Annotated in this window: 13 protein-coding genes; all 13 read left to right on the top strand. The window is 65.9% G+C overall.

Going from position 1 to position 13,709, the window contains the following annotated elements; genetic code table 11:
• Nucleotides 1-13: 13 nt before the first annotated feature.
• The 13 genes from GAK28_RS03090 (at nucleotide 14) to GAK28_RS03150 (ending at nucleotide 13,709) form a co-directional block, all read left to right on the top strand.
• Entirely contained in the window at nucleotides 14-625 is a 612-nt protein-coding gene (locus GAK28_RS03090) for a hypothetical protein (protein ID WP_291774960.1), read from the top strand.
• A 10-nt stretch (nucleotides 626-635) separates the two neighbouring features.
• The gene (locus GAK28_RS03095; RefSeq protein ID WP_291774964.1) at nucleotides 636-1,004 is read left to right on the top strand and encodes a head fiber protein; all 369 of its coding nucleotides are present in this window, start codon (nucleotides 636-638) and stop codon (nucleotides 1,002-1,004) included.
• A 7-nt stretch (nucleotides 1,005-1,011) separates the two neighbouring features.
• Nucleotides 1,012-2,193 carry a hypothetical protein gene (locus tag GAK28_RS03100; protein ID WP_291774967.1) on the top strand — a complete coding sequence of 394 codons (1,182 nt, stop codon included), beginning with the start codon at nucleotides 1,012-1,014 and terminating at the stop codon, nucleotides 2,191-2,193.
• Between the two features lie 3 nt (nucleotides 2,194-2,196).
• Nucleotides 2,197-2,643 carry a hypothetical protein gene (locus GAK28_RS03105; RefSeq protein WP_291774970.1) on the top strand — a complete coding sequence of 149 codons (447 nt, stop codon included), beginning with the start codon at nucleotides 2,197-2,199 and terminating at the stop codon, nucleotides 2,641-2,643.
• A gap of 6 nt (nucleotides 2,644-2,649) precedes the next feature.
• Nucleotides 2,650-2,952: a hypothetical protein gene (locus tag GAK28_RS03110; RefSeq protein WP_291774973.1), complete on the top strand. Its 303-nt coding sequence runs from the start codon at nucleotides 2,650-2,652 to the stop codon at nucleotides 2,950-2,952.
• Nucleotides 2,953-2,956: 4 nt separating this feature from the next.
• Nucleotides 2,957-4,375 carry a terminase family protein gene (locus GAK28_RS03115; protein ID WP_291774976.1) on the top strand — a complete coding sequence of 473 codons (1,419 nt, stop codon included), beginning with the start codon at nucleotides 2,957-2,959 and terminating at the stop codon, nucleotides 4,373-4,375.
• Nucleotides 4,359-6,803, top strand: a complete 2,445-nt coding sequence (locus tag GAK28_RS03120) for a hypothetical protein (protein ID WP_291774979.1) — start codon at nucleotides 4,359-4,361, stop codon at nucleotides 6,801-6,803. Before GAK28_RS03115 ends, GAK28_RS03120 begins: the two co-directional genes overlap by 17 nt.
• Nucleotides 6,803-7,024 carry a hypothetical protein gene (locus tag GAK28_RS03125; protein WP_291774982.1) on the top strand — a complete coding sequence of 74 codons (222 nt, stop codon included), beginning with the start codon at nucleotides 6,803-6,805 and terminating at the stop codon, nucleotides 7,022-7,024. Before GAK28_RS03120 ends, GAK28_RS03125 begins: the two co-directional genes overlap by 1 nt.
• 7 nt (nucleotides 7,025-7,031) lie before the next feature.
• Complete coding sequence (locus GAK28_RS03130) at nucleotides 7,032-8,093, top strand: hypothetical protein (RefSeq protein WP_291774985.1); 1,062 nt, start codon at nucleotides 7,032-7,034, stop codon at nucleotides 8,091-8,093.
• A 16-nt stretch (nucleotides 8,094-8,109) separates the two neighbouring features.
• Nucleotides 8,110-9,138 (top strand): N4-gp56 family major capsid protein, encoded by a 1,029-nt coding sequence (locus GAK28_RS03135; RefSeq protein WP_291774988.1) that lies wholly within the window; start codon nucleotides 8,110-8,112, stop codon nucleotides 9,136-9,138.
• Between the two features lie 80 nt (nucleotides 9,139-9,218).
• Nucleotides 9,219-9,986, top strand: a complete 768-nt coding sequence (locus GAK28_RS03140; RefSeq protein WP_291774991.1) for a hypothetical protein — start codon at nucleotides 9,219-9,221, stop codon at nucleotides 9,984-9,986.
• Between the two features lie 3 nt (nucleotides 9,987-9,989).
• The gene (locus tag GAK28_RS03145) at nucleotides 9,990-10,688 is read left to right on the top strand and encodes a hypothetical protein (protein WP_291774994.1); all 699 of its coding nucleotides are present in this window, start codon (nucleotides 9,990-9,992) and stop codon (nucleotides 10,686-10,688) included.
• A 3-nt stretch (nucleotides 10,689-10,691) separates the two neighbouring features.
• Complete coding sequence (locus tag GAK28_RS03150) at nucleotides 10,692-13,709, top strand: hypothetical protein (protein WP_291774996.1); 3,018 nt, start codon at nucleotides 10,692-10,694, stop codon at nucleotides 13,707-13,709.

Genomic DNA, 13,709 nt, shown 5'->3' on the forward strand with positions numbered 1-13,709 from the left:
GCCGGAGACCGACATGGCACCCCGAAAGACAGCCGCGAAGAAGAGCGGCAAGGCCCCCAAGGCCACCACCAAGAAGACGGCCAAGACGCCGCCGAAGACCACGACACGCGCACCGCGCAAGTCCACGGCGGACGTGCCCGCCGGCGAGTCCTACGTCACCTACACCCCGGAAATCTCCGCTGCCGTCTGCGCGCTGATATCCGAGGGCGCATCGGTGCGTGCGATCGCTGCGATGCAAGGCATGCCGAGCAAGGCCGCGATCTTCCAGTGGCTGGCGAAGCACGAGGATTTCCGGGTCGCCTACATGGCCGCCACGCATGAGCGTGCGCATGCGCGGTACGAGTCGATGGATGAGGTGATGGATGACCTCCGCCGCGGCAAGATCGACTCGCGCGCAGCGCGGGTCATGGTCGACGCGTTGAAGTGGCAATGCGCCATCGAAGCGCCCGAACGATACGGCCAGGTGTCCCGCCACGAGCTGACCGGCAGGAATGGTGGGCCGATCAAGTCCCAGCAGCTACCGGCAGCCGACATGACGCCGGAAGAACGTCAAGCCGAGATCCGCAATCTCGCCGCCCAGCATCCCGAGCTGTTCGCCACTGTGGCGAGTGGCCCCGCCCACTAGGAGTAGCCCCATGGCTCTTACCCCCAGCGAAGTCGCCCTGCGACTCAACAGCCTGCCGTCCGACCAGGCGCGTGCGCTCACCCAGCTGTTCGAGAAGCTGATCGATGACGTGGCGGCCGGCGGCGGCTCGGGCACGGTCACGAGCAACGACATCACCGATGCCACCGCCACCGGCAAGTCCGTCTTGACCTCGGCAAGTGCGGCTGCGGCGCGCACCGCGATCGGCGCCGCACCGACGACCGTCGCGACGACTGCCGCCGCCGGTCTCGTGAAAATGGCCGCTACGCAGGCGAACAGCACCGCAACCGACGTGGCCGGCCTGGTCACCGACTTCAACGCGCTGCTGGCCAAGCTCAAGACCGCGGGCCTGATGGCGTAACCGACCCATGGCAACGACACTCGACAACTTCGTCCGGTCGGTGCTGGCCGTCGATGCCACGGCCGCGGACACTCAGCTCGTCCTGGCCAAGGCCGCAGCGCCCCTGCGCGATCCGCCGGCGGCAACCACGGCCGCGCCGGGCGTCCTGGTGTTGCAGGACGCGCCAGCCGCACCGGCGAAGATCGAGATTGTGCGCTACACCGGTCGCAATATCGTCGGTAACCAGGTGACATTGACCGGCGTCACCCGCGCGCAGGAGGGCACGACGGCACAGTCGTGGACGGCAGGTACGCCGACCCTTCAGGGCATTACCGCTGGACTTCTGGCGGGCAAAATGGATATCGGCGACACCGCCGCCGCCGCAGCGAAGCTGGCCACGCCGCGTACCTTCTCCCTGACCGGCGTCGTCAACGCATCGGGCGTGCCCTTCGACGGCACGCTCGACCTCACCCTGAATACAACGATCGCGGACAACGCGCTGACCTTCGCCATGGTCAGCGGTCTCCAGGCGGCGCTGAACGGGAAGCTCAGCACCGACGGGGGCACGTTGTCGGGTGGTCTCACCGTGAATGGGGCGCTGACCGCCAACTCCCTTGCGACGACGAGCGGGCCAGTATCGATCGATGCCGCAAGCGGGAGCCGCAACGTTCGGGCGCTCAATGGCGGCAAGATGGTGTGGCAGCAGGCATTCGGCGATACCACGGCCGACCTCGCGCGCTACGACGACAGTGGTGTCTTTGTCGCCAATGCGATGTCCGTGAATCGCGCGACTGGCGTCGTCACCATGGAAAAGCGACCCCTCTTCGGAACGGCGACCCCTTGGGATACCGGCAACCTGACTCCCGTGAAGGTGGGAGTCTCGACGACCTCGCCCGGTACGATCTTGCAGTCGCCGCTTCCCCCGTCGATAGCGGTCATCGACACTTCGGGAAATACCCGAAATGTCGCCTTGCAGGTCAGCAACGCCGCCAACAACTCCGCTTCGGCAGTGATCGGTTTTATCCGCGAAGGCGTCTTCGGTGCGTACTTCGGATTGGACACCGATAACCAGTGGAAAGTGGGTGGATGGTCGATGGGTCAGAAGGCCTACGTGGTCCACCACGACGGTAATCGCTGCCTCGTCTTCGTCCAGGGTTCCGATCCGGGCGGTGACCCGAAGATCAAGGACGGCGACCTGTGGGTGTGGTGACGCATGACGTTCAGTAGGCGCTTCGGCGGCGGCTGGGTCGCACCGACGATCATCCGCCGGCGCGTGGGCAATACCTGGGCGGATGTGCAGAACATCTACCGCCGCATCAATGGGGCATGGGTGCTCGCGTGGCAACGCTACGTCGCGGTCACGGCTACTGCAAATAGCATCAGCAGTGGCGCAAGCTCCAAGGGCACATTCGTCATCGGCGTGGTCACGGTGACCGGTCACGACGGAACCGGCAGCTACACCTATAGCAGTCCCGTGCTGGTGGGCGGCAGTGCGAGCGGCCCGAATTCCACCATTGGGTACACGCAAAGCGGAAACCAGTACACCTTCCACGCGACTAACGCCAATCCCAACACCGACAGCTTGCGCCCGGTTTATCGGGTCACGGTCTCCGATGGCCGCACCAGCGGCGCTGTCGACTTCAGCGTTAACTGGAATTGATCGATCATGCCTATCGCAGATGAACGCCTGATGTCGAACCTCCGGGAGATGACGGACTGCCTCCCGTGCGTGAAAGCGCTGACGCCGCTTCGTGTATTCGATAAGACGACCGGGCGGGAAACCCTGGCGATCGGCACCGCGGCGAGCCAGGCTGCCATCCCGGAACTGATCTCGTCAGGCGCCGATGGTTACCAGCGCCTGGACTACGAACTGCTCACGGTGCGGCTCATCGGCGCCGTGAAGACGCTGGCCGCCCAGGTGGAAGCCCTTCAGGCGCAGATCGCAGCGGGAGGCGGAGGCACCGCCTGACCCCATGGCGGACCCCGCGGCGCGCCTGCTCGAGCTCTTGCAGGCCGAGCAGCGGTACAACCAGCTGGCGTACATGTTCCCGGACCACGGGCCGCTCCGGCGGGAGTTGTACGCGAAGCACATGTCATTCATCACCCTCGGCGCGACCACGCGCGAGCGGTGTTTCATGGGCGGCAACGGTGTCGGCAAGTCGGTGCTCGGCGGCTTCGAAACTGCCTGTCACGCGACCGGGCGGTATCCCGACTGGTGGACCGGCTACCAGTTCAACCACTCGATCCCGATGTGGGTGGGCGGCGACACGAACGAAACCGTTCGCGACATCACGCAGGCGAAGCTGTTCGGCAACGTCGCGAAAGACCCCGAGCTGCTGGGCACCGGGCTCATCCCGCGCGATGCGATCGACGTCGATGGCATCCGGTTCCGGCCGAACACCAACCGCGCGATCGACTTCGCCCGGGTAAGGCACAAGGATGGTGGGTGGACCGTCATCAACCTGAAGAGCTACGAGCAGGGCCGAAAGGCTTGGCAGGGCACGGAGATTCCCTGGATCTGGCTCGACGAGGAACCGCCGCTCGATATCTACGTCGAGTGCGTCATGCGCGGCCGTACCACCGCCGGCAAGATCGCGCTCACCTTTACGCCGTTGTCGGGCTGGACCGACGTCGTCGACGGCTTCATGAAGTGGGAGCAGGCCCTCGCCGAGGGCGGCTCCAAACGCCTCATCACCTGCGGCTGGGACGACATCCCCCACCTCACCGAGCAGGAGAAGCGGGAACTCCTGGCGGCCACGCCGGGCTACCTCCGTGACGCCCGCCGCTACGGCACCCCGGTCGCCGGCAAAGGCAAGGTTTACACCGTGGACGAAAAAGACTTCGTCATCCCGCCCATCCCGCTGCCGAACCACTATCGGCGCGTCTACGGTTTCGACGGTGGCTGGTACAACACAGCGGCCGTATGGCTGGCCTACGACAAGGACACGGACACTGTCTATCTGTACAGCGAGTACAAGCGCGGCGAGGTCGAGATTCCGATCCACGCCACGGCGATCAAGGCTCGCGGCATCTGGATACCTGGTGTCGGCGATGCCGCTGCGATCAACCAGGGCGACGGCGAGCAGATCCTCAAGCTCTACAAGAAGGAAGGCCTGAAGCTGCGCCTTGCCGAGAAGTCCGTGGACGCCGGCTTGCAGGAAGTCCTGGGCCGCATCGCGACCGGCCGATTCAAGGTGTTCTCGACCTGCCAGAAATGGCTCGAGGAATACCGCCGCTACAGCTACGACGATCAGGGCCGCATCCGCAAGCAGGATGACCACCTGATGGACGCCACGCGCTACGGCGTCGTGAGCGGCCTGAAGATCGCTACGACACCCCAGGTTGCCGCCGTGCAGCCGAACGAGGAATTGACCTTTGGCCTCTACCGCTGACCCCGCCTTCGATGGGCTCGATTCCGTCGAACTAGCCGCCGTCAAAGCGACGGTCAAGGAGAATCCGGAGCTGCTGCAACTGCCTGCTGAGCAGCAGCGCCAGGCTCTCGACGAGATTATCGGCTTCGTTCGCGATCAGCGGGTGGCCGCGCGCTCGCTCATCCAGGAGTTGGAGAAGAGCCGCGACAAGATCATTGCCAGCCGTGCGGAGGTCGAGCAGCGCTGGGTCGACGACATCAACCAGTACGAGGGCGAGTCTCAGCTTCCGACGTCGAAGGAGTACTCCACTGAGGGGAACAACCGCGAGCGCGACACGCAGCCCAAGGTGAACCTGACGCGTGCCCGCACGAACATGGCCTCGGCGCGCATCGCCGACATGCTGTTCCCGGCCAACGACCGGAACTGGGATCTTCAGCCGCTTACCGATCGCATCGGACAGGCTGTGCGCGGCGCGGCCCAGCAGCAACAGCCCGTGCCGCAGCCCGGCATGCCAGGGCAGCCGCCGCAAGCGGCACCAGGTGGCGATCCAAACGCGATGCCCGTGCCGGGCTCTCCGGGGCAAGACCCCTCGGTCGTGGCCGCGGGCGCCGCCACAGCCGATAGCGACAAGGCCAAATGCGACGGCATGCGGGAGAAGATCCAGAACCATCTGGACGACTCCCTGTACTCCGAGCACGGCCGCCGCGTGATCGAGGACGGCTGCAAGATCGGCGTGGGCGTGATGAAGGGGCCGTTCACCCGTCTGGTCCGCCGGAAGCGCTTCGGCTTCAGCCGCAACTCCGCCGGCAAGATGGTGGCCTTGCTGGACGTCACCGAGCAGCGCGTGCCGCAGTGCGCTCGCGTCGATCCCCGGTTCTTCTACCCCGCGGCCGCGCGGACGATGGAAGAATGCGAGCAGGTGTTCGAACTGCACCTGATGAGCCGGGCAGCGATCAAGGAACTCGCCGGCCAGGACGGCATCGACAAGCCGGCCGCGGAACTCCTGCTGAAACAGGCGCCTGACCTCGGCAAGGTGGGCGACAACCTGCGGAAGTGGAACCAGCGGTGCGTCCTCAAGGAAGAGATCGAGGGCCTGTACGCCGTGTGGGAGGCACACGTCATCCTGAACAAGGAACAGCTCGATGCGCTGGGCCTTGCCGACCTACACGACGACGTCAACGCCATCCCGGTGGCGGAGCTCTGGTTCTCCCAGGGTGAACTGCTCCGCGCCTCGCTGTCCGTCCTCGAGGCCGACCGTCGACCGCCGTACTGGACCTGGTGCTACGAGCGCGCGGACGACACGGTCTACGGCTACGGCATCCCCTGGCTGTACCGGAATCCGCAGCGCTCCATCGACAGCATCTGGCTGATGCTGATGCACAACCTCGCGGTCAGCAGCGGGCCGCAGGTGTTCTACAAGAAGGGCATCGTCCGGCCCAAGGATGGGGTCTACAAGATCCGAGGGCCGAAGCTCTGGGAGGTGGAAAGCGAGGACGTCGAAGACGTCAGCAAGGTGTTCCGCGCCGAGACGATCCCGAATAACGCGCCTCAGCTGATGGAAGTTCTCGACCTCGCCATCAAGCTGGGTGACGACGAGATCTCGCTTCCGTCGATCGCGCAGGGCCAGCCCAACGAGGCAGTGCCTACTGCAGCCGGCCTCATCCAGCTGCTGAACGCGTCGAATATTGTGCAGCGCCGCTGCGCGAAGTCTATGGACGATGACGTCATCTCGCCCATGATCGAGCGGTTCTACGTGTGGGAAATGCTGCACGGCACCGACGACAGCATCAAGGGCGACTTCGCCGTGTCGGCGCGCGGCACGAGCGTGCTGCTGCACAAGGACATCAAGGCCCAGCACCTCCAGATCATCGCCCAGATCACCGCCGACCCGCGCTTCGCCGTGTACCTGAAGGAAGGCGAATTCCTCCGCGAGATGTTCGAGGCGGCGGACGTCTCGTCGGAAGTCCTGCTCCGCACGGACGAGGAAGCCGACCAGATCCGTCAGCAGCAGGCCCAGGCTGCCCAGCAGGGCGCCGGTGCCGCTGACCAGGCGAAGGTGCAGGCCCTACAAGCCCAGACCGACCTGAAGCGGCAGCAGCTCGAACTACAGCAACAGCAGTGGCAGATCGAGCAGCAGCAGGCGGCCGAGCAGCGCGCGATGCTCCACCAGGAGCGCATGGCCGAGTTGCAGGACAAGGCGGACGAGCGACGTGCGCGCCTGATGCTGAAGCAGATGGAGTTGCAAATCATGGCCGCCCAGCTGGCCACCAACAAGGACATCTCGCTCGCCGAGATCGAGAAGGATCTCCAGATCGCCCAGACCAGCAACAACCTCCAGCAGTTCCTCGGCACGATGAACGCGCGACTGAAGGCCGCGACCATCGCGAAGGACCAGCAGGAGATGAGCCTCAAGGTCGATCCCGCCAATGTCTCGGGGACCGGCATCTGATGAAGATCGATATCCGTTCCGATACCTGGAAGGAAGTTACCGGGTGGGCCGACGGCCGCCTGGTCAAAGCCCGTGCGGCGCTGGAGAGCGACGCGACGGACCACGAGCAAACGCTCGCGCTCCGCGCGCAGATCAAGGTGCTCAAAGCACTTCTCGAACTGCCCAACGCCACATCCACAACGACCGAATCCGAAGTCGCCTTCGGAATCGAGCCCCCGTGAGCAGACCATGACCGACGAAACCAAGACCCTCAGCGAAGACGAGCAGTTCGCCGCGATGACTACCGGCAACCCCCTGTTCGGTGAAAACAATGCCGGCGGCCCGCCAGCGAATGTCACCGTGACGGAAGAGGGAGCCGATACGCGGGTGGACGATGCCGGCGGTGACACCGCCTCGGCCGCCGACGATGGGCAGGATGGCCAGGGGGCAGGGGATGGCACGGCTGCCCAGCCTGGCACCGATGGCACTCCAGCCGCCGCCACCGGCGCGGAGGAGCCGTTCCCCGGGTACTCGTCGCTGAGCCCCGAAGTGCGCGAGGCCTTCGACAACGTGTCGAAGGAGCGGCGCAAGTTCGAGAACGATTACAAGGCGCTGCACGGGATGATGGCTCCCACGCAGCGGCAGAACGCGGAATTGCGCCGGCAGCACGATGCGCTGTCGGCGCGAATCCAGCAACTGGAGCAGCTCGAGCGGACGCAACGGGACGCGTCCGCCGCCAAGGATGAGGCCCTGAAAGGACTCGAGGACTGGGCCAATCAGTTCCCCGAGGAATCCAAGATGCTTATGGCTCTGGTGAATCCTTTGCGGGATAAGGTGACCGCCCTCGAAGGGCAGCTCAACGCTGCCCGAGCCGAGCTTGGCTCGCTATCGACCGAACGTCAGCAGGCCGCGCTGGAACGCGAAGTCAGCGCCCTGGAAGAACAGCACGCCGATTGGCGCGAAATCCATGCCAGTCCCGATTACTGGGAGTGGCTGAACCGCCAGACGCCGGGCATCCAGGCGCTCAACGCATCCATGTTCGCCGGCGACACGATCCACCTGCTCAATCTCTACAAGGGCAACCGTGTTGCCGCCGCACCCGCGGCGGTCTCTGCCTCCGTGCCGGCTACCCAGACCGGCACCGCCGATGCGATCCAGCAACGGCGCACGCAAGCGCTCGAACGTGGCACGGCTCCTACCGTCCGCGGTTCCGAATCCACCGGCAAGCCGGGCGAGAATCGGGATGCCGCACTGACGGACGACGATGCCGCCTTCCTGCAGCTTGTGGGTGACAACCCCAATTTCCGTTAATTAGAGGATTGCCGTCATGGCACAGCGTCAGTATCAGCCCATTGCGGGCGTGTCCGCTCCCATCTATTGCGAAGCCAAGGTGCTCGAGCGCGCCGGCCCGCACATCTGCCTCGACCTCGCCGCCGACATGAAGCCGGTGCCGAAGAACGCAGGTAACGCCGTCAACTTCCGCCGCTGGCGGAACCCGGCGGTGAACGAAACCCCGAACGCCGAGGGCGTCACGCCGACCTCCCGCGCGCTCGCGCACGACGACTACAACACCACCATCAACCGCTTCGCGGAGGTGTTCGAAGAGTCGCGTTACAACTACGACCTGGACGTGTGGGACAGCGTGAAGGGTGCCGCGGACGTGCTGGGCGACCTGATCCAGCGCACCCGCGAGCGCGTTCGCTACAACACCGCCAAGGCCGGCTCGGCCGTGTCGTACAACAGCCCGGCGGTGACCACCCGTGCGGGCGTGAACGGCGCGATCAGCGTCGGCCGCCTGGACGTGGCCACGCGTGCGCTGGAAGCGAACAAGGCGATGACCTTCACGCAGATGATCCGCGCGTCGACCGCGGTCAGTACGGCGGGCGTGGAGCCGGCGTACTTCGCCTTCGGCCACACCGACCTCATGCCGGACCTGCGTCGCCTCCCGGGCTTCCGCACCGTGCCGGAGATGTCGAACCTGCCGGCGGAGGCCAAGAGCCCGCTGCTGCGCGGTGCCCTCGGCTCGGTCCTGTTCTTCCTCTCGCCGGAACTGGAGCCGTTCTACGGCGCCGGCGCGGCCGTGGGTAGCACGGGCATGAAGTCGCGCGATGGCACCAACGTGGACGTCTACCCGCTGACGATCTTCGGTCAGCACGCGCTGGGCAGCATCGCCCTGCGCGGCTCCGGCCCGGCCGGTCGCGGCGCGGTCAAGGTCAGCATCCTCGACCAGCCCGACAAGTCCGACCCGACGAACGAGCGCGTGTACATCGCGGCGGCCTGGTACGACGCGGCGCTGCGCCTCTCGGAAGAGTGGATCCAGCGCATCGAAGTCGGCGTCACCGCCAACCCGACCTAACGCCGTAGGACCGGCACCCGTCAGCTTCGGCTGACCCTTCGAGACCCCGCTTCGGCGGGGTCTCTCTTTTCGAGGCTCCCATGACCCAACCCACCGACAACGACAAGAAGCAGCTGCTGGAATGGATGCGCGCCGGCTTCGCCGACCTCGAGCGTGACGACCTGAAGAAGGCGGCCGAGATGCTGAGCGTCGAGTACGCGCCCACGACCAACAACGAGACGCTGCGCAAGAAGCTGCGCGAGGCCATCGGCACGGTCGAAGGCACCTTGCCGCCTCCGAGCGTCGAAGCGATCGCCGCCGCAGCGCCCAAGCCCGCCGCCGCAGGTTTCACGCTGTCGTCGACGCCGCCGAACCTCGGGCCATCCGGCCGCTGGGGCGGTCGCTACCGCCGCGTCCGGCTGTCCAAGACGGACTACTACCAGAACTTCGTGGGCTTCCCGATCTCGTGGGAAGGCCAGATCAAGTACTTCCACTTCGATACCGAGCTGGACATGCCGTGGCCCTACTACGAGGCGCTGCGCAACATGATCGAGATCCAGGTGAGCAAGGATCTCTCGGCGGATGGCCGCAGCGTCATCACCAAGGAGACGCGCCGCCCCGTGATCCCGTTCTCCGACCTGGGCGACACCCCCGGAACGGAAGGGCTGCCGTGCTCCATGATCGAGTACGTGCAGGAGGTGGCGAAGTCCTCGAGCCATTTCGCCGGGGCGACCCGCCGCGACCTCGTCCGCGTGATGCGGTGGCTGCATGGGCCGCAGACCAACGTCACCACGAAGGAGATGAGCGACGAAGAAATTCGCGACGAGCTCCTGACCTTCATCGGCGTCGACATCTACGCGGACGCTTAAGCCATGGCGACCTTCCTGGAACTGTGCAAGGACGTGCACCGCATCGCCCGTATCGGGGAAGACCCGCCGGGGACGGCGCCCGAAACCGTGGTCGGCCAGGAAGGTGTCCTCTTCGAGGTGATCAACTGGGTACAGGACGCGTACCGCGACATCCAGGAAGACCAGCGGGATTGGGCCTTCCGGGAGCGATCGGCCACCGTAACGATCGGCACGGTTCGCACTGTCGACGCGCTCCTGCTCCCAGACGACTACGAAGCGCTGCGCCCCTTCACGGCGGACTTCCGGCACCGGAACATCCTGGTGGCCCCGACAGGCACGGCGCCTTCCGCCTCGCAACCGGTGTGGTTCATCGAATGGGAGGACTGGCGCGGCGGCCGCTACGAGCGCGGGCAGGCGGCGGGGGCCACGGGCATGCCGGGATACTTCACGGTGATGCCCGACGGGGCGTTGCGGTTCGACAGGACGCCGGACGCACCGCTCGATATCATCATCGCCTACCGCCGGTCGGTGCACGAGCTGCTGGCGGACAGTGATGTACCCATCCTGCCGCCGCAGCACCACCAGGCCATCGTCTGGCGTGCGCTGATGTCCTACGCTGACTCGCGGGAGAAGACGCAGGAGTCGTACCAGAAGTGGGAGCGCCGACGGAACCAGGCGATGGCGCGTCTTTACCGCGAGCAGCTGCCCGAGCTGGGGTTCTGACCGATGCAGTCGTACGCGCTCAAGGGAGGGCTTGACCTTTCCACCTCGAAGGCGGAGGTCAACCCCGGCACGCTGCTCGACTGCCTCAACTACGAGGTGTCCGATCGCGACGGCTACACCCGCATCGCGGGCTTCGAACGTTTCGACGGTCAGTTCCGCATCGCCGAATTCCGCTCCGTGCGGATGAGGGGGGAGTTGGTCAGCGGCAGCTTCCTGCCCGGTGATGAGGTCATCACTGGGGGGCATAGCGGCTTCGTGACCTCTGGTCCGCGCGGTGCTGGCTGGGCGCTCTACATGCTCTGTCACAGCCGCGACCCGTGGCCGCTCGAGTTGCCGGCGACGATCACCAACCTGTCGCGCGACGGCAGTGCGCTGGTAACCGCGGCGGATCTTCTCCCGGATCCGGTGGGCAAGCAGAAGGTCGTGAACACCGCGAGGAAGGCGCTTGCCGACGCGGCGCGGCCGCTCGTCGGATTGGTGCCGGGAAACCCCGACACGCCGGTGGCCGGTGTCTTCTGGTTCAAGAACCGCCTGTACGCCATCCGTGACTACCCGCTGATCTGGTTCGAATCGGCGAAGCAGTGGCCGTTCCGCGTCGGCGACCAGGTGACGATGCCGGGCGGCGTGTACGTGGTGATCGCCGTGCACTACACCAGCCAGGCGTACCTCGCCGGCTACATGGTGCTGTGGCCCCTTGGCCAGGACGGCAAGCCCATGACGGTGGCGCCGCGGCCCGGCGACCAGGTCACGCGCCCGTCCCAGTACTTCGGCTTCGATACGGCCGGCTCCGCCATGGGCGAATTGCCCGCGGCGATGATGGGACCGCTGAGCTATGGCGACGGCAAGGCGACGGTGACCAGCCCCGGCGAGAGCGTGCAGCCGGAGAACGACGATCTGAGCGTGCGCGCGTATCGCACGCCGGCAGGATTGTGGAAGGCAACGGCCAGCGGTTGGCAGCCCGTCGACCTCAAGCGCGAGGCGCAGTTCAGTTCCGGCACGTCCGCGTTCGGCCAGTTCATCAGCACCAATATCGGGATCGGCGCGGCACCGCTGCAGAGTGGCTACAAGGCAGGCTCCAAGGCCTTGCTCGACGGTGTCGACGTGACGGCTGAAGTCGCCGCCGATGATGGCAGTGGAGCCGCCCTGACCGGAAACGTCAGCGACGAGTTGCGCGTGACCGGCTGCGAGCTGTCTGCGATTCCCGATACCGCCACCATTCTGGGCATCGAGGTGCGCGTCAAGCGCCATGCCGATGTGGGCCACAAGGTCGAGGACTACATCGCCGAACTCATCGGCATCGACGGCACGAGCACGAACAAGGCCCGTCAGGTGACGTGGGACACCGATGAAACCGAGGTGGTCTACGGTGGTGAGGATGACCTCTGGGGCAATGACAACCTCACCCCGCGCACGGTGAAGGATGCCGCCTTCGGATTCCGTCTCGTTACCCAGGCGGTCGATGCCGTGCCGCAGGGCGCCATTAACCGCGTCTCGATGCAGGTGTACTACCGCCGGCGCGACGCGGCGATCTACGTATGGACCGGCACGCTCGACATCCCGGTGAACCTGGTCGACGCGCAGCTCATCACCGGCAGCTACGTTGACGGTGACGCGGCGGGGTGGCTCGTTCTCGATATCCCCGGAGCCAGCTGGGCGCCGTCCATCGGCAATGGCATGCAGATCCGCTCGGCGCCGGCTGGCGGCGGTGACCTCCTGGCCACGGTGTCCAGCGGGGACCAGCCGATCCGCCTACCGGGCTGGCCAGACCTTCAGGCGAACCGGAGCCAGTACCGGTTCCTGGCCACGAACTACTACGGCATGGCGGACTACGAGGCTGTTTACGGTGTCTCCGGTGCGTCGCCTGCCTTCACCTATGACGGCTCGCGGCTCTTGTGGATTCGCACCCCGGTCGACCCCCAGCAGGATCTTCCTCGCCATATCGCGCGCCATGGGGCGTCGCTGGTGCTGGGCTATTACCAGGGCGCCTACATCCTCAGCCCGCCCGGTGATCCGCTCAACTTCCGCGGCGAGGATGGCGCGGCCAGCATCGAGATCGGCCAGCACCTCACCAACCTGATGCCGGCGATGGGCGACGCGCTGCTGGTGGTCGGCGAGACGAAGACGCTCGCCCTCCACGGCACCGATGCCGACAGCTACGACCAGCAGACGGTCTCGGACAACCGCGGCGGCATCGAATACACCGGCGCCGATATCGGTCGCCTTCTGGTCGCGGATGCCGTGGGTATCGCCGCAGCGGACGCCACTCAAGCGTTCGGCGACCTCAGCCGTTCCTATCTGTCGATGAAGGTGCAGGCCTGGCTGAAACCACGGTTGCAGGCTGTCGCGAACGGCACGATGCCGCTGCAGCAGGTCGTCGGCGCGATCGCGGTGCGTTCGAAGAACCAATACCGCCTGTATTTCCGCGATGGCTACTACATCACCGGCACGCCAACGGCGGCTTCCGGCGATACCCCGGAGTTCACGCTGCAACGGTACTTCGCCACGGCGGGCGATCCCGACATGCCGGACCAGCCGTTCCCGATTTCCACCGTGGGCGTTGGTATCGACGATCTCGGTCGGGAGCGCATCTTCGGCAGCTTCGACGCGGACGCCAATCGCGGCTACGTCTTCGAGATGGATCACGGCACGACCTTCGACGGCGCGCCGTACCTCTCCTACGTCGTGCTCAACCCGCTGTCGTTCAGCGACAGCGTGATGCTGAAGCGCTTCGACCGGATGTTCGTGCTCGGCCAGGCCGAGGGCTACGCGAAGGTCAGGCTGAGCCGGAGCGTGAACTACGGCGTGCCCGATGGCACCAAGGCCTTCCCCTTCACCCTCGGCGACCCGCTGGCCAGTGCCGGCACGTTCCCGGCACGTGGCGTCGCCGATGCCCCCATCGAGGGGTACGAGGTGACCGTGCGATTCGAATCCCTTTCCGACGTCGAAGGTCCGCACACGTTGCAGGCCATCGGCACGGACGCTGATCCCCGCGGTGACTCCCGCGGCCATGTACGAGGCTGA

Source organism: Luteibacter sp. (assembly GCF_009912395.1).
GTDB lineage: Bacteria > Pseudomonadota > Gammaproteobacteria > Xanthomonadales > Rhodanobacteraceae > Luteibacter.

Coding starts and splice junctions, on each gene's coding strand:
- GAK28_RS03150 (WP_291774996.1), top strand. CDS start 10,692: ATGCAGTCGTACGCGCTCAAGGGAGGGCTTGACCTTTCCACCTCGAAG.
- GAK28_RS03130 (WP_291774985.1), top strand. CDS start 7,032: ATGACCGACGAAACCAAGACCCTCAGCGAAGACGAGCAGTTCGCCGCG.
- GAK28_RS03115 (WP_291774976.1), top strand. CDS start 2,957: ATGGCGGACCCCGCGGCGCGCCTGCTCGAGCTCTTGCAGGCCGAGCAG.
- GAK28_RS03095 (WP_291774964.1), top strand. CDS start 636: ATGGCTCTTACCCCCAGCGAAGTCGCCCTGCGACTCAACAGCCTGCCG.
- GAK28_RS03090 (WP_291774960.1), top strand. CDS start 14: ATGGCACCCCGAAAGACAGCCGCGAAGAAGAGCGGCAAGGCCCCCAAG.
- GAK28_RS03110 (WP_291774973.1), top strand. CDS start 2,650: ATGCCTATCGCAGATGAACGCCTGATGTCGAACCTCCGGGAGATGACG.
- GAK28_RS03100 (WP_291774967.1), top strand. CDS start 1,012: ATGGCAACGACACTCGACAACTTCGTCCGGTCGGTGCTGGCCGTCGAT.
- GAK28_RS03145 (WP_291774994.1), top strand. CDS start 9,990: ATGGCGACCTTCCTGGAACTGTGCAAGGACGTGCACCGCATCGCCCGT.
- GAK28_RS03135 (WP_291774988.1), top strand. CDS start 8,110: ATGGCACAGCGTCAGTATCAGCCCATTGCGGGCGTGTCCGCTCCCATC.
- GAK28_RS03105 (WP_291774970.1), top strand. CDS start 2,197: ATGACGTTCAGTAGGCGCTTCGGCGGCGGCTGGGTCGCACCGACGATC.
- GAK28_RS03140 (WP_291774991.1), top strand. CDS start 9,219: ATGACCCAACCCACCGACAACGACAAGAAGCAGCTGCTGGAATGGATG.
- GAK28_RS03125 (WP_291774982.1), top strand. CDS start 6,803: ATGAAGATCGATATCCGTTCCGATACCTGGAAGGAAGTTACCGGGTGG.